The following is a 15,007-nucleotide window of genomic DNA, read 5'->3' as shown; positions in this document are numbered from 1 at the left end:
GGTAAGGACGGTCAGGTGCACTGTCAACGGAGGTGCACTGTCGACGGAGGTGCACTGTCGACGGAAGTGCACGCTGGAGGGCGCGCCCACTCCACCGTCACCCTCCCTGCCGTCACCCACGCTGCCCGCTCCCCGCCTTGGGCTCGCGGCGCGGGTACCAGGCGACCACCAGCACGCCGACCGCCACCACCAGTACGGCAAGCACCCGCATCGCGCTGTCGATGGATGCGGTGAAGTCCGTGATGACGGCGTGCCGCAGGCCGGGGGACGTCAGCCCCTCGGCGGCCAGGCGCTGTTCGGCGGCGGGGACGGTCGTCGGCGCGTCCGGCCCGCCCAGCGGCGCCGGGAGGCCCGCGGTGAACGCCCCGGCCACCACGCTGCCGCTGACCGCCACGCCCAGCGCGCTGCCCATCTCCCGTGCCAGGCTCTGGAGCCCCGAGCCCACTCCGGCCCGGTGCGCCGGCAGCGCGGACATCATGCCGTGCGACAGCAGCGGTGTGGCCAGGCCGCACCCGGCCGCGGTGAGCGTCGCCCCGAACGCGTACAGGGGATACGGGGTGTTCGGGCCGACCAGCGAGACCGTGCCCAGCCCGGCCGCAAGCACCGCGAGGCCGCACCCGAGCGTGACCCGCGGGCCCGTGCGCCGCTCCAGCGTCACCGCGCAGCGCGGCGCGAGCAGCAGCGCACCCGCCATGGGCAGCAGCCGCACCCCGGCCCCCATCGGCGAGTAGCCCTTGGCGTACTGCAGATACTGCCCGTTGACGTAGAACAGGCCGAACATGCCGACGAACACCAGCGTCATACCGACCGCCCCCGCCCGCACCACCGGCACGGTGAACAGCCGGGGGTCCAGCATCGGATGCGCACGCCGCAGCTCCCATGCCGCCCAGGCCGCAAGCAGCACCACCGCCGCACCGAACCCGCCGAGGACCCGCGCGCTGCCCCACCCCGCCTGCGGACCGGAGACGATGCCCGAAAGGAGCGCGAGGAACCCGGCCGTCAGCAGGCCCGCGGACACCAAAGACAGCGGGCGGTCGTGCCGCGGGGGCGCCGGGGAGAACGCGAGCACCAGGACCAGTGCTATCAGGGAGAGAGGCACCACACACCAGAACAGCGCCCGCCACGAACCGAGTTGCAGTGCCGCGCCGCCGCCGACGTTTCCCAGCACCGCCGCAAGGCCCGTCATCGACGCCCACACCGCCACCAGCCGCGGCCGACGGTGGGCCGGCGCACCGCTCACCAGCAGAGCCAACGTCGTCGGCAGCACCGCGGCGGCGCCCACCCCGCTGACCACGCGGCCCGCGATCACCACGCCGATGCCCGGCGCCAGGGCGCACAGCACGCATCCGGCGGTGAACAGGCCCATGCCCGCGGCCAGCACCCGCTTGCGACCGAGCCGGTCGGCGAGCGCGCCGCCGGGAATGAGCAGGCAGGCGAAGAACACCACATAGCCGTCGACCACCCACAGCACCGACTCCGCCGACGGGCGCAGCGCGCTGCGCGATAGCGCGGGAACGGCGAGGTTCACGGCGGAGACCATGCCCACCACCAAGGTGACGCACAGACACATCACGGCGGTGGTCAGCGGGCCGGGGCCTTCGACCTCCGCAGCCGAAGCCCCCGGCAATGATGCTGCGGCGGCCGGTGTTTCGGAGGCCTCTGATACGGGGGCCTGGTCGCCGTGGCGTTGAGAGCCGGTCACCGTTCGCCTTCCGTTCGTCGCGTGCCGTCGTCGTGCCGCGGGGCCGGGGCGGTGTGCGGCTCCGGGGTGGCGCGGACGAGTTCGGCGCTGAAAGCCAGCCGGTCGCCGCGGATACGCAGGAACTCCAGGTCCACCGGGCGCCCGTCGGGCATCCTGGTCAGCCGTTCGACGGTGAACAGCGCCGAGCCTGCCGGGATGTCCAGCAGCGCGCAGGTGTGCGGGTCACCGCCCACCGCGTGCACGGTGACGCTCGCCGAGCCGAGCCGGCTGCCCGTGGACTGCTCGATGAGCCCGAACACGTCCCGCCCCGCCAGGTCGGCGGCGAGCAGCGGCGCCCCGATGTCCTCGGGCAGGTAGGTCAGGTCCAAGGACAGCGGCACACCGTCGAGCAGCCGGAGCCGTTCGATATGGACCACGCGTCCGCCGTCGGGGACGTGCAGCTTGCGGGCCACCTCGCCGGGCGGGCGCACCACGTCCGCGACCCGCACCTGATTGACCACCTCACCGTGCGTGTGCAGCGTTTCGGCCAGGCCGGTCAGCCGGTCCAAGGTGTGCTCGTAGGGCCGCCGTACGATCACCGTCCCCACTCCTTGGCGCCTCTCGACCACGCCTTCGTCGCGCAGCACGCCCAGCGCCTCGCGGACGGTGTTCCGCGACACCGCGAAGTCGGCGATCAGCACCCGCTCGTCCGGCAGCACGTCCGAGGGGAAGGCCCCGGATGCGATCTGACGGCGCAGCACCTCGGCGACCTGCCGGGCCCGGTCCGCCCGGGTCCGCCGTCGGCTCTCCGGTGCCGGATCCCGCCCGGCGATCGGGAGCGCGGGCTCGCGGGGCGAGGCGTTCATGGGACCTCCGCTGTGCGTCGGGGCAGAAGGAACGGTCGGGGCAGTAGGAACAGTCGGGGCAGGGCATGGGCGGGGCAGGGCAGGGTCAAGGCCGGGGTTGGGCGGGAAACACACGCCGGGGCCCCAGGTGTGAGGTGCCTGTGCGCCGTTGCCCGTTCGGTCGAACCTAGGCTTTCGACGTTTCCGGCGCGTTACGCCACCCACCCTGACCTGCTACGACGCCCGTGACGTGCGGCGCGGCAGGGAGCGCGGACCCCTTCCGCCACCCAGCCGCCGCAACGGGGCCGGAGAGCGAGGTCGGTTGGCGAGCCCGACCCGAACCCGGCGCTCCGTTTCCGTTTGTCGAAACCCTTGTTCCGCCTTACGGACTCGCTTAAGGTCGGCGCCCAGGCTCGACCGCCCCGCGCGGCCGGGCCTTCCCTGTGCGAACACGAAGGAGTGTGCGGTGGTGCAACAGGCGTGGCGGGACGGGTCGTCGGGCGAGGGGCAGGACGTGCGGCCGGAGGAGGGACGCGATGGCGGTGGGCCGCGCGGGGTGAGGCGCCGTGGCTTCGTCGTCGGGGCCGGCCTTGCCGGGGCCGGTGGCTTGCTCGGCGCCGTCGGGGCGACACCGGCGACCGCCGCCGGACGCGACGGTCACGGAGATCACGGGGACCACGGGGACCACGGGGGCCAAGGGGATCACGACGGCCATGGCGGCCATAGCGGCCCCAGCTGCCGCGAGATATTCGGCCCCGAGGACTTCCGCGCCGAGCGGCTGCTCCTCGTACCGGACGTCGTCCTGTTGCCCGAGGGTCCGGTCAAGGACCGCGCGGTGCTCGTCCAGGGCGGCACCTTCCGGGCCGTCGGGCCGGTCCGCAAGCTCGCCGAAGCGCACCGGAACGCCCGCACGGTGCGGCTGCAGGGCCACCTGCTCATGCCGGGCTTCGTGGACTCCCACCACCATCTGACGCAGAGTTTCGGCAAGGCCCAGGCGTTCGGGCAGCCGTCGGAGATCTTCAAGACCGTCTGGGAGCCGCTGGAACACGCCCTGGACGAGGAGACCGCCCACCTCTCGGCGAAGCTCGCGGCGCTGGAAGCGCTGCGCGGCGGGTTCACCACGGCCGCCGACGCCGGCACCCGAGCGCCCGTCGACGTGGGCGTCATCGCCAAGGCCGCCGAGGAGGCCGGGCTGCGCTGCGTGTTGTCGAAGGTCGTCTCCGACGGCAAGGGCGGCAAGGAACACCTGGAGCGGTTCCAGAACTCCCGGCTGATCCACCCCTCACTGGCGATACCCGTCCCCGAGGACGCGACCGCCGAGGTGCTGAAGAGGACCGCCGACCTGTGCGCGGACGCCGACGCGGTCTTCCAGATCCACGTGAACGAGCACCTGGCTGCCGTGGAACGCTCTCTCAAGAGCGTGGGCCGCCGCCCGGTCTCCTACCTGCACCACATCGGCGCCCTCAACGCGCACACCCTCGGCGCCCACGCCACCCTCCTCACCCCCGACGAGATGCGCATGCTCGCCGACACCGGCGCTGCCGTCAGCTACAACCCGGTGGCCAGCGCCTGGAAGGGCAACGCCGTCGCGCACGCCCTGATGTGGCAGGCCATGGGCATCCGCTTCGGTACCGGCACCGACGGCACCCGCGGCGACGGCTTCCGCCTGATGGACGCCGCGGAGAGCGCCCAGCGTCTGACCTACGGCCTGCTGTCCGGCGACTCCTCGTGCGGCGCCGGCACCGGTTGGCTCACCCACGCCACCGCGCTGAGCGCCGACGCCCTGGGACTCGGCAAGGTGACGGGCGAGATCGCCGTCGGCAAGGCAGCCGATTTCCTGCTCGTCGACCTGCGGGTGCCTGAACTCACCCCGTCCTACGACCTGTCGTGGGAACTGGTCCGGCTGGCCGGCCGCGACCAGATCACCGCGGTCGTCGTGGACGGCAAGCTGCGCCTCTGGCACGGCTGGCCCACCGACTGGGACGGCCCCGCGCTGGTCCGCGAGGCCGCCGAGGTGGGCCCGAAGGTCGTGCGGCGCGCCCGCATCGTCCGGGTGGACCCGGACCCGGACGGCACCGCCCGCCATCCGCGGCGGCCTCGCTCCTGACGGGAAGCCACACTTAGTCCCGCGAAAGGGCCTGCGGCCGTGCGGGGCCGCCCGTCCCGTTCCTCGATCGGACCCGGTCGACGGACCACGCGCAGAGGCCCACCAGCACGGCCGCTCCGGCCGCGTAGACCGGCAGCCACAAGGTCGTGGTGGCGGACAGGCAGTCGGCGACGGCGTCATGGCTCTGGGCGTGCCGCGCCTGAGCCAGGGCGGCCCCGCCGCGGCCTGCCAGGTCTCCGAGCTCCGCCTCCGTGCGGATGCTCGCGTAGGTGCCGAGCGCGGGGCATCGGGCACGGGTGCCCGGCATCGGGAACAGCCACGCCCAGCGCTGCAGCATGGGGGCCAGGGCGATCGCCGCGCACAGGCCGACCACCAGGGAGTACGCCGCCAGATTCCGTGCGTACGCGACGCGGAGCCCGGGCGCCCACACCGGCAGCCGGTAGAAGCTGGAGGTCACCGCGATCAGCGTCACCCCGATGTACGTGGCGAACCACTGCCACGAACCCTGCGCGAACGCGGCCGTCAGCACGGCGGCCAGGCCGATACCGATGACCCCTGCCTGACTGGAGGCGTCAGGGCTCGCTCCGGTCGAGGCCGGGGTCGAGGCCGGGGTCGAGGTCGAGGCCGGGGTCGAGCTCTGTGCTCCTCGCGGGGTGGGACGGTCCACAGCGCCTCCTGTGTGGTCCGGGGCTGGGCGACCAGCATCCAGGCGCACGGCTCCCTCGCCCCGCAGGCCATGCCGGACCGGCCCGCAACCGCGGCCCGTTTGGCGGATCCGCCACCGCTGCTCACGTCGACAGGACCCTGACCTGCGGCTACGAGACGGCGCCTCGTTGAGTGCGGGGAGAGTGCGCGGATATCCCGACCCCCGGACCGCCGCCGGTGCCCACGTTGCCTGCCGACCGCGAGGGAAGCCGGGCCGACTCCTGCCCTCCTGCCTTCGCCGTCCGGGTCTCCCGTCGGCCCTGCCTCGGCGGGGAGTACGCCCTACGCCCTGGGCGGCGGCGCTGGCCGCCGGGATCAGCCTGGCCGTGATGACGGTGGCCCGGACCCCGCACTCCCCCGCGTGCGCGACCGCCGTCGTCATCGTCCTGAACTCCCCGCGGCCCACGACCTTCGTCCCGCTGCTCCTGGGATCCACCGCGCTGCTCGTCCTCGCGGGCTGGGCCGCGTCGTGCGCCCGCCCCGGCGCACCGCGCTATCCCGCGTACTGGTGGTGAGCACGGGCCGAGGGCCGGAGGCGGGCCGCAGCAAAATCCGTTGCGCCGTCCCCGCGAGGGCCCGACTGTGTCCCTGCACGGTGGTTTCCCGTCGAAAGGGCCTCATGTCAGCCGTTGTTGTCGTCGGTGCGGGGATCGTCGGTTCGTCGGTGGCGTACCACTTGGCACGTCAGGGCGTTCCGGTCACCCTGCTCGAACAGGGACCCGCACCGGCCTCCGGGGTCACACGGGACTCCTTCGCCTGGATCGGCGAAGCGGGGGGCCACTGGCCCGGTGGCGCGGAGGACCTTCGCCCGTACGTCCTGGCGGACCATCGGCGCCTGGAGGCCGAACTGCCGGGCGTCACCGTCCGCCGGACCGGCTCGCTCCACTGGGCCGACGGACCGGCTCGGGACCTACGGCCGAGGCCGGGCCAGTTCATCGTCGGGCGGAGCGACATCGCGGCCCTGGAGCCCAACCTGCGGGAGCCGCCCGGCCAGGCCCTCCACACCCCGAGCGATGCGGGCGTCGATCCGGCCGGCCTGGCCCACGCACTGGTGGCTGCCGCCCGTGCCCACGGAGCGACCGTGCTCCACGGAACCGCTGTCTCCGCGGTGCGGGTGACCGGCGGACGTGTCGACGGAGTGCTGTCGTCGACCGGATTCCACCCGGCCGCAACCGTCGTACTCACCGCGGGAACCGACGTCACCGCGCTCTGCGAGCCGCTCGGCGTCGACCTGGCCGTCACCGCCTCCCCGGCCACCCTCGCGCGGATCACCGCACCTCCTGGCCTGGTCAAGACGATCGTGGCCAGGCCCGACTTCGAGGTCCGAGAGGTTCGGGACGGCGACCTCGTGATGGTCGTGCCGTACGTCGAAGGCGCGACGGCGCCGCCCGAGGCAGCTGCGCACGTTGCGCTCCGGCAGCTGCGGAAGACCTTCCGGGGAAGCGACCAGTGCCTCTTGTCGGGCTGCCGCACCGCCAGACGCCCGATGCCCGCGCACGGGCCGGTCATCGGCTACGCGACGCGCGACCGGTCCGTCTACGTCGCGGTCATGCACTCCGCCGTCAGACTCGCCCCCACCGTCGGACGGCTCGTGGCGGACGAGCTCGCGACCGGCAGACCGGCCCCCGAGCTGCGGCGTTGCCGACCGCGTGCCCACTGAAGCGACCCCGGCAACGGCCCCGGCAATGGCCTCGGCAACGGGCTCGGCGGAAAAGCGGGTGACGCGGTGGGGTGGGCGCGTTATCGTCGGCCGCATGAACGTCATCGGCCCACGCCTCACCGCAACCGCGCGAGCGACCAGCTCGCCGGTTGCCGCCGCCTGACGTCTTTCCCTCTTCCCATCGGCGACCGGAAACGGCCCGCCGATGGCTCTGTGGCTTCGCGCCACGACCCACACACCCCCCGTGCGGACCCGTTGTCCGGTGCCTCCCCGCTTGCCCGCGAAGGAGCCACCCCATGAACACCGACCGCACGAACACGGACCGCCTGAACAGCGACCGCGTCCGCAGCACGTTCGTCGAGTACTTCGAGGAGCGCCTGCACCAGCGGATCACCGGGTCGACCCTGGTGCCGCCGTCCGGCGACTCCGTTCTGTTCACCACCTCCGGCATGCACCCCCTCACGCCCTTCCTGGAGGGACGCCCGCACCCCCTCGGCAACCGGCTGGTCAATGTGCAGCGCTGTCTGCGGACCACGGACCTGGAGGAGGTGGGCGATCCGACCCATCTCACTGTCTTCGAGATGCTCGGCAGCTGGTCGCTCGGCGACTACGAGGGGCCGCAGAGTCTCCGCTGGGGATACGAGCTGCTCACCGAGGGCTTCGGGGTCGACCCGCGGCATCTGCATGCCACGGTCTTCGGCGGCGACGAGCGGACCGGCCCGGACACCTCCTCCTCGGACGTGTGGGACGAGCTCGGCGTCCCGGTGGAGTTGACCGTCGAGGACAACTGGTGGGACAACGGCCCGATCGGCCCGTGCGGCCCCGATTCGGAGATGTTCCTGTGGACGGGCGACACCCCGCCACGGTCGACGCCCACCCAGGACGACCGTTGGGTGGAGGTCTGGAACCACGTCACGATGCGCTATCGCAGGCTCGACGACGGTTCGCTCGTGCCGTTGCCTCAGCGCAATGTCGACACCGGGATGGGTCTGGAGCGCCTGGTCTCGATGTTGCAGGGCAAGCGGTCGGTCTTCGAGTGCGACGTCTTCGCCCCGTGGCGGCTGCTCGTACCGGGGTTGTGGCGGCTGGACATGGAGTCCCTGCGGCTGGTCTGCGATCATCTGCGGTCGGCCGTGGTGGTGATCGGCGACGGAGTGCGGCCCGCCAACACCGGCCGTGGGTACGTACTGCGCCGACTGGTGCGGCGCCTGCTCACCGTCCTGTGGCGTGACGATCCCACGCGCGGCCTCGGTGATCTGCCGGGCGAGCTGATCGTGCACACCCTGGACCACTTCCGTCAGGACATGGATGCCGCGGTCGTACGCGAGATCCTGCTCGAGGAGGAGCAGCGCTTCCGTCGGCTTCTGGAGCGCGGGCGGCGGGTCCTGTCCCGGCCCCGGTTCCGGGGCCCGCTCGGCGAGGAGGACTTGTTCTACCTCCACGACACGCACGGCCTGCCGAGCGAACTCGTCCTGAGCCTGCGGCCGGAGTGAGGGCCGAACGTGTCGGGGGGGGGCTACGGCCGGCGGTCGATTCCACCGCCCGGACCACTTCCGGGGGACGTTGTCAGTCAGTCGCATGCGGCCCCGCGGGGAGAGCCGGATGGTGGCGGTGCCGGTGTAGCGGCGCGCTTCGAAGCCGTCGAGGTAGGTGGCGCAGTACGCGCCCAGGTCGAAGTCCTCCGGCCGGTCGAACAGTTCGTCGCCCGGCCCGCACCGGCGAGATCGTCGCCGCGGTCTTCACCTCGTATCCCGACGAGGACGCGCACCGCCGCCGTGTCACCGCGGTGCGGGCCCGTGCCCTCGTACGGAACGAGGTCCTGCCGCGCATCGAGCGGGAACGGGCGGCGGCCTCCCGGCTGCTCCGGCCGGCGCCCACGGGTCACTCGCTCCTCTCATGACGGCCGGTCGGCAGGGGTGGCCGTCCGTCTCGGTCACAGGCTCGTGAGGAGGTCGTCGAGCGGAGCCGGTACCTGTTCGGGGGCGAGGGACTCGACGAGGAGGCGGCCGTAACGGATCTTGCGGCCCTTCTTCGTACCGAGGAAGCGCCTCAACTGCTGGTCCCTGGGCCCGCCGTGCTGTGCGGGCTGGCGCAGAAAGGTCTGCCAGGCGCGGAGGTCGCCCTCGGCGCGGACGATCTCCTCGACCCGTGCTGTGCCCAGCGCGCGGATCAGCTCGTCCTCCAGGTCCGCCACGCATACGTAGAAGCCCTTCCGCGAGGCTCCCGCCCGCTCCAGTCCCTGGTCGTAGAAGCGCTGCTCGGCCTTGTCGCACAGTCCTGCCAGGCGCAGGCCGAGGCCGGGCGGGCCGAGCAGACCCGCGTAGCGGCCGATGCTCATCGCCCCGCCCATCGCCAGGACGCACACCCCCTCGGCGGCCAGGTCCCGGCCGCGCCGCGCGGCCAGCGCCTCGACGGCCTCGAAATCGCTCGGCCCCTCAAGCAGCACCGCCGTCCGCACCCCGAGACGCACGGCCAGTTCGCTCGCCGTCCCGCCGGAACCGCCGTTCGCCCAACCGCCGTTGACCCGGCCGCCGCGCGCCCAGCAGCCGACAGCATCCCGGAACGACTTCATGTCCGCCATGGAGCGAGTCTGCGCCTCCGGTGGCGACACGGCACGTGATATTCCGCCCCCTTCCGGCCCGGCCGGAACGCGAGGGACGACCGGTACGCGGCCCGAGGTGTGGGGTGGTCATCGGCCGCGCAGGTCGTCGTCAAGCAGCCGGATCAGCTCGCCGGTCCGTCCTCCGCCGGCGGGCGCCGCAGGGAACCGCTTGAGCACGTCGATCACGGCCGGGCTCGCACCGCGCACCGCCTGCCCGACGCGTTCTACGCGTTCTACGCGTTCGACGCCGACAGACCGGTCGTCACCGGCGACCAGTTCGGCCGCTCTGGCCGCGTGAGCGCCCGCGCCGAGAATGTGCTTGACCTGAGTGGCCTTCGCCAACGGATGCAAGTACGCCGCGCCTGCCGCGGCCATCGCCGCCCGCGCCGCCTCGCACGCGGCCGCCGAGTCCGCGCTCTTGGCGGCCTTGAGCGCCGCCCACGCCGTGTCGCGCAGCGCCTTCCCGCGCTCGCCGCCCCGGGCGAACTCCCAAGCGGCGCCGATCGCGTCCCGCGGCCGCCGGTCCTCCGGCCGGTCGGCCTCGAAGATGTCGAGCACGACTTCCGCGCACGCCGCGGCGAACGCGGTGACCGCACGGAGATCCTGCTTGCTCAGGGCGATCTCGCTCACTTCCTCTGCCATGACTCCATCTTCCTTCGACCACCGCACCGGTCGGCGAGGGGTGGGGAGCCATGGCCTTCGGCCCCACGCGGAGATCGGGGCGGTGGCAAGGTCGAGACGGCCGGTGTTGACGTGCGAAAGGTGGCGTCGATCTCCTCCTCGGTTGCGAGTCCTTCCGCCACCAGAAGCGGGCGGATCTGCCGCACGGTCGCGGCTTCGAGGACGACACAGGCCGGTGAGGTGATGGGGAAGTACGCATCGGCCCGCACGTCGTCGGGACCGGCCTCCCGCAGCAGTCTCGGCAGGGTCCGTCCGTAGGCGAGGTCCGCGCCGCGCGCTGCCATCAAGGTGCGGAAACCGGCGCGCAACCGGTTGGCGAGTTGCTGCTCGGGACCCGACTCGTCCGGGCACAGCAGGGGCCGCAGCCCCGGATCGGTGTCCTCCAGGACCAGCCGGGCGTGGACGAGGTCGGAAGGACCACCGGCGCCGATCTCCCAGCACCGCATGCCGGCGGTGAGTCCGAGCCGGTCGATGTGTCGTGGGCGAAGAATTTCGGGGCCGGTGTCATCAGAACGGCCCGCTCGCGCCTCTCCTGCGTGAACGGCCGTCGCGCCCCTCCGGAGCGCTCAAGGGCCGCACAATGAAAGGGAGGTCGGCCGTGGAGCTCTTCGCCGTCGTGGCGGCAGCGGTCATGTTCCTGGTACCCGGTGTCAGGGCGCTGCTGGACAGCGTCGCCTATCGCAACCGGGCTCGGGGCATGGCCGAGATCATCCGCGCCGAGAGAGGTGCCGGGGACGAGCGCGGGGGCACGGGCGGACGGGGCGGGGTGCCGTCGACGCGACGGCGCGAGAAGAAGGCGCAGGCCGATGGCTGACTCGGAAGCGGTGACCGCGGAGGAGCTGGCCGCCGTGTTCGCGCGGCACCGGAGCGAGATGACGGGAAAAGCACGGCAGTTGCTCGCGGCGGCCGAGGTGCCGCCGTCCGTCTCGGACGCCGACGACGTCGTCAGCACGGCCTTCACCAGGGCGCTGCGGGATCCGGCCGCGATCCGGGAGCCCCGCGCCTACCTCTTCGAGGTGATCCGCACTGAGGTGGCGCACCTGGTCCGCCGACGCGCCGAGCACCGGCGCCTGGAGGAGAGACGGGCCGCGGACCCACTGCGCTGCGACGCCCCGGCCTCCGCCGACTTCAGTGCCCTCGTGGACAACCGGGACGTGGTGCACCGAGCCGTGCGGGGTCTGTCGGCTCAGCAGCGCACCGCGGTGTGGGCGACCAAGGCGCTGGACTGTAGCCGAGACGAGGTGGCCGTGCTCATGGACGTACGGCCGGGCACGGTCGCCGCGCACGTCTCACGGGCCGTGAAGCTACTGCGGGCCGGGATCGCCGCGGCGACGACGACCGTACTGACGAGCGTGGTCCACCTCGTCGCGGGCGTCCTGCGGCGGCCCGAGCCCGCCGGTGCTCCGGGCCAGGGCCCCGACGCTGACGCTGCGTCGAGATGGTCCACCGCGCCGCTCACCGTCGTTCTCGTCGTGCTCCTGGCGGCGGGGGCGGTCGTGGGCCTTGCACGGCTGGGGAGCTGGGCGCTTCCGCGTCGGAGGTGGCCTGCGGTGTGCCCGGAGTGCCGCCAGGCCCTGGGGGTGGCGACCTCACCCGGGCGGCCGCCCCGCTACTGCTCGGCCGCCTGTCGGGCGGCCGCGGACCGCCGGCCGCAGGAGGACAACGTACTGCGGGCCTGGCGGGCAGCGGCCGTCTCACCTGCCGTGCCCGCGACGACCGGCCGCGCCATGCTGGCGGTCCGACGCGCCCGGCTCCAGGGCGCCCACCTGCTCCTCACCGCGTCCGATGAGGCCTGGCAGACACTCAGGGCGCGGCAGCGGGACTTCCGGGCACCGCTGGCCGAGCTGATGGGCGGCGAGGTCACCATCGGCCGCGGCGGGGCGGGCCCGTCAGCGGAGCGCGAGGCGTCCGGGACGTCGCTCTCGACGCTCAGGAGCGACGGCACCACGGAGTTCCGGAACGCCGTCACCGGCGAGTATCTGGGTGAAACGCACGCGTACGGTCCGTACGCACCCGAGAGCCGCCCCTACGACCCCTACCTCTGACCATGACCGCACCCCGAAGCCCAAGAGGCCTGTGGCCTGCCCCGAACCGACTTCTGTCCCGTGTGTTCCACATCACCCCGTATGAGGCGGTGGGTCCGGAACAACCCGAGGTGGCGCGTCGTTCCTTCTAGTGTGGCTGCGGAGGGGACAGTGTCCCCGGGCCTCACCTATAGCCCATGGGGACGATCGTTCGGCTGAAGCCCCATGGAGCCTTTCGCCGAGAGGCGACCGCCCTCCGCTTGCCACCTCTCACGGCCCCGGCAGGTCTCCCCCGTCCAGCCGGGGCTCCTTTTTTGCCGCACCGCTCCCGGTACTGCCCCGGCTCTCAGACCGCCGAGTCGGCCAGCAGCTTCAGGGCGAGCGCCTCCGTCCGGGCATCGGCCTTCTCGGGGCTCCCCGTGTCGTAGGGCGGGTCCGGGTCGTACTCGACGGCGAGCTGCATGGCCTTCGCCACCTCGGTGTCGGAGAGGCGGGCGGCGAGGTGCAGTCCCATGTCGATTCCGGCGGAGACCCCCGCGGCCGTAATGATCTTGCCGGCCTCGACGTAACGTCCGGGCGTGTACGTCGCACCGACCTCGGCCAGGTACGGCCGGGCCGCCCAGTACGTCGTGGCGGGCAGGCCGCGGAGCAAGCCGGCGGCCCCCAGGATCAGCGAGCCCGTGCACACGGACGTCGTCCAGACCGTGCGGCGGTGGATACGACGGATCCACTCGTGCACCCCGGTGTCGTCCATCATGGCCATGACTCCCCGGTCCCCGCCGCCGGGTACGAGCAGGACATCGGCGCGGTGCACGTCCCGCATCGCCCGTTCCGCCACCAGGCTCAGCTCTCCGGTGTCCGTGGTCACCGGACCCGCCTCGCGGGCGACCATCGTCACGCGCACGCCCGGAACACGGCACAGCACCTCGAACGGGCCGACCGCGTCCAGCGCCGTGAACCCGTCGTAGAGCAGCACCGCCACGCTCAGATGCCCGTCCCCGGTGGCCGCCTCCGCGGCGCCACCCGCACCGACGGCCACGGCGATCCCCGCCCCCACCGCTCCCGACACAGCGCCCCGCAGCACCCCACGGCGGCTCGGTTCCCGCCCGGCCACACCCTTGCTCATGTCCCACCAATGCCCTTCAGCCGTACAGCAGTTGACGCACAAGTAGTCGTACGTGAGGGAGTCGGAGTTCCCGCGCGGCTGGAAACGGGTTCCTACTGCTGATGCCACCTGTCGTACGGGTCGGAGGGGTCGCAGACCGTGGTCTGCACGAGGGTGCCGTTCCGTACGCTGGGCGTCGACAGGCAGAAGCCGCTCGACGCGTTCTGCCACACGTCGTACCAGCCGGACGGCGGCCCATTGGGGTTGTCCGCGAAGAAGACGCGCCACTGCTGGCTGCGGTCGGCCGCGTTGCAGAACGCCATCGTGACCGTCCCCGACCCCGACGACGGCGCGGTGATGCAGCGTCCCGTGCGCTGGTTGGTGAAGGTGAACAGACCGGTCTGTGTGTTGAATCCCTCGAGCCACTTCTGCTCGGAGCCACCGGTGCACGACCACATATGGAGCTTGGCGGCGTTCTCGGTGGCGTTGTCGAGACAGTGACTGGAATTCCATACGTTGATCGGGGTGAAGCTCGCGGCCCGCGCGGGCACACTGGCCACGGCCATGGCCCCCATCGTCAATACGGCCACGGCGAGCGCTGACAAGCTGCGTCGACTGGACATCGATCTTCTCCGGGTTTTCCGACTGGAAGTGCTGGAGAGCCCGAACGACATCCGCGGTGCAGAGGAGGGGTCCGAGCGCGGCGAGTCCGAGGGCTACTCGCTTGAGGCGCTGACTGCATTCTCTGAGCAGGCGCGAGGATCAGGTCCGAGATTCTGCCACCCGGGCATTTCGCCGACAACGCGCGGCGGGAGGCTTTTACCTTCCCGAGAGCGGAGCTTTTCCCCCGCACGTACTCCGTTCGCCCCCGTTCGCAGCCGCTCGCCACACAGGTATCGGGGAGCCCCGACAGGCCCGGGCCTGTCGCCTAAAGCCTGTTGCACAAGGCTTTAGACTCGCCGAATGGCCAAGTACTTCGACGTGCACCCCGATAACCCCCAGCGGCGCAGCATCAGCAGCGTGGTCGACGGGATCCGATCCGGCGCGCTCGTCGCCTATCCGACGGACTCCTGCTACGCGCTGGGATGTCAGCTCGGCAGCCGCGACGGCATGGACCGCATCCGGTCGATCCGTCAGCTCGACGACCGCCACCACTTCACCCTCATGTGCGAGAGCTTCGCGCAGATGGGGCAGTTCGTGCACCTCGACAACGACGTGTTCCGCGCGATCAAGGCGGCCACGCCCGGCAGCTATACCTTCATCCTGCCCGCCACCAAAGAGGTGCCGCGCCAGATGATGCACCCGAAGAAGCGGACCGTCGGTGTGCGCATCCCCGATCACACCGTCACCCAGGCCCTGCTCGGCGAGCTCGGCGAGCCGCTGCTCTCCAGCACGCTGCTCCTGCCCGATCAGGAGGAGCCGCTGACCCAGGGCTGGGACATCAAGGAGCGCCTCGACCACCTCGTGGACTCGGTCATCGACTCCGGTGACTGCGGCACCGAGCCCACCACCGTCATCGACTTCTCCGGTGGCGAGGCGGAGATCGTCCGCCGGGGGGCGGGCGACACCTCGCGCTTCGAGTAGCCCCCCTCCCCCC

14 protein-coding genes and 1 pseudogene are annotated in these 15,007 nt (G+C 72.2%); 7 read left to right on the top strand and 8 right to left on the bottom strand.

Annotation, left to right across the window (positions count from 1 at the left end; genetic code table 11):
- Positions 1-112: 112 nt before the first annotated feature.
- Both ABZ953_RS35855 and ABZ953_RS35850 read right to left on the bottom strand, forming a co-directional pair.
- Complete coding sequence (locus tag ABZ953_RS35855; RefSeq protein ID WP_361733084.1) at positions 113-1,702, bottom strand: MFS transporter; 1,590 nt, start codon at positions 1,700-1,702, stop codon at positions 113-115.
- Positions 1,699-2,547 carry a GntR family transcriptional regulator gene (locus ABZ953_RS35850; RefSeq protein WP_361733082.1) on the bottom strand — a complete coding sequence of 283 codons (849 nt, stop codon included), beginning with the start codon at positions 2,545-2,547 and terminating at the stop codon, positions 1,699-1,701. The genes ABZ953_RS35855 and ABZ953_RS35850 overlap by 4 nt, the downstream gene beginning before the upstream one ends.
- Positions 2,548-3,271: 724 nt before the next feature.
- Between ABZ953_RS35850 and ABZ953_RS35845 the strand changes: the two genes are divergently transcribed.
- Positions 3,272-4,633, top strand: coding sequence for an amidohydrolase family protein (locus tag ABZ953_RS35845; RefSeq protein WP_361733124.1), 1,362 nt, complete (start codon positions 3,272-3,274; stop codon positions 4,631-4,633).
- Positions 4,634-4,646: 13 nt separating this feature from the next.
- Here the strand turns inward: ABZ953_RS35845 and ABZ953_RS35840 are convergent, their stop codons facing one another.
- Positions 4,647-5,300 (bottom strand): hypothetical protein, encoded by a 654-nt coding sequence (locus tag ABZ953_RS35840; RefSeq protein WP_361733080.1) that lies wholly within the window; start codon positions 5,298-5,300, stop codon positions 4,647-4,649.
- Here ABZ953_RS35840 and ABZ953_RS35835 point away from each other — a divergent pair.
- The 3 genes from ABZ953_RS35835 to ABZ953_RS35825 all read left to right on the top strand — a co-directional run bounded on the left by ABZ953_RS35835 (position 5,287) and on the right by ABZ953_RS35825 (position 8,491).
- Positions 5,287-5,853, top strand: coding sequence for an HPP family protein (locus ABZ953_RS35835; protein WP_361733079.1), 567 nt, complete (start codon positions 5,287-5,289; stop codon positions 5,851-5,853). The genes ABZ953_RS35840 and ABZ953_RS35835 overlap by 14 nt on opposite strands.
- A 104-nt stretch (positions 5,854-5,957) precedes the next feature.
- Positions 5,958-6,998, top strand: coding sequence for an FAD-dependent oxidoreductase (locus tag ABZ953_RS35830; protein WP_361733077.1), 1,041 nt, complete (start codon positions 5,958-5,960; stop codon positions 6,996-6,998).
- Between the two features lie 326 nt (positions 6,999-7,324).
- Positions 7,325-8,491: an alanine--tRNA ligase-related protein gene (locus tag ABZ953_RS35825; protein WP_361733122.1), complete on the top strand. Its 1,167-nt coding sequence runs from the start codon at positions 7,325-7,327 to the stop codon at positions 8,489-8,491.
- Positions 8,492-8,931: 440 nt separating this feature from the next.
- Here the strand turns inward: ABZ953_RS35825 and ABZ953_RS35820 are convergent, their stop codons facing one another.
- The 3 genes and pseudogenes from ABZ953_RS35820 to ABZ953_RS35810 all read right to left on the bottom strand — a co-directional run.
- On the bottom strand, positions 8,932-9,579 hold the full coding sequence (locus ABZ953_RS35820) for a TOPRIM nucleotidyl transferase/hydrolase domain-containing protein (RefSeq protein ID WP_361733075.1): 648 nt from the start codon (positions 9,577-9,579) through the stop codon (positions 8,932-8,934).
- A gap of 108 nt (positions 9,580-9,687) precedes the next feature.
- A complete protein-coding gene (locus tag ABZ953_RS35815; RefSeq protein WP_361733120.1) occupies positions 9,688-10,242 on the bottom strand; it encodes a putative immunity protein in 555 nt (184 codons plus the stop codon).
- A gap of 51 nt (positions 10,243-10,293) precedes the next feature.
- Positions 10,294-10,760: pseudogene (locus tag ABZ953_RS35810) on the bottom strand (SAM-dependent methyltransferase); the annotation flags it as partial.
- Positions 10,761-10,879: 119 nt separating this feature from the next.
- Here ABZ953_RS35810 and ABZ953_RS35805 point away from each other — a divergent pair.
- Together ABZ953_RS35805 and ABZ953_RS35800 are read left to right on the top strand one after the other, a co-directional pair.
- Positions 10,880-11,095, top strand: coding sequence for a hypothetical protein (locus ABZ953_RS35805; protein ID WP_361733073.1), 216 nt, complete (start codon positions 10,880-10,882; stop codon positions 11,093-11,095).
- Positions 11,088-12,326, top strand: coding sequence for a sigma-70 family RNA polymerase sigma factor (locus tag ABZ953_RS35800; protein ID WP_361733071.1), 1,239 nt, complete (start codon positions 11,088-11,090; stop codon positions 12,324-12,326). Before ABZ953_RS35805 ends, ABZ953_RS35800 begins: the two co-directional genes overlap by 8 nt.
- A 325-nt stretch (positions 12,327-12,651) precedes the next feature.
- Here ABZ953_RS35800 and ABZ953_RS35795 read toward each other — a convergent pair whose 3' ends face one another.
- Both ABZ953_RS35795 and ABZ953_RS35790 read right to left on the bottom strand, forming a co-directional pair.
- Complete coding sequence (locus ABZ953_RS35795; protein WP_361733070.1) at positions 12,652-13,431, bottom strand: DJ-1/PfpI family protein; 780 nt, start codon at positions 13,429-13,431, stop codon at positions 12,652-12,654.
- Positions 13,432-13,523: 92 nt separating this feature from the next.
- Positions 13,524-13,976, bottom strand: a complete 453-nt coding sequence (locus ABZ953_RS35790; RefSeq protein WP_361733068.1) for a ricin-type beta-trefoil lectin domain protein — start codon at positions 13,974-13,976, stop codon at positions 13,524-13,526.
- A 397-nt stretch (positions 13,977-14,373) separates the two neighbouring features.
- Here ABZ953_RS35790 and ABZ953_RS35785 point away from each other — a divergent pair, with 397 nt between their 5' ends.
- Positions 14,374-14,994 carry an L-threonylcarbamoyladenylate synthase gene (locus ABZ953_RS35785; RefSeq protein ID WP_361733066.1) on the top strand — a complete coding sequence of 207 codons (621 nt, stop codon included), beginning with the start codon at positions 14,374-14,376 and terminating at the stop codon, positions 14,992-14,994.
- Positions 14,995-15,007 lie beyond the last annotated feature (13 nt).

The sequence above is a fragment of the Streptomyces sp. NPDC046465 genome (assembly GCF_040646035.1).
Classification (GTDB): Bacteria; Actinomycetota; Actinomycetes; order Streptomycetales; family Streptomycetaceae; genus Streptomyces.
This window is presented reverse-complemented; position numbering and strand designations above follow the sequence as displayed.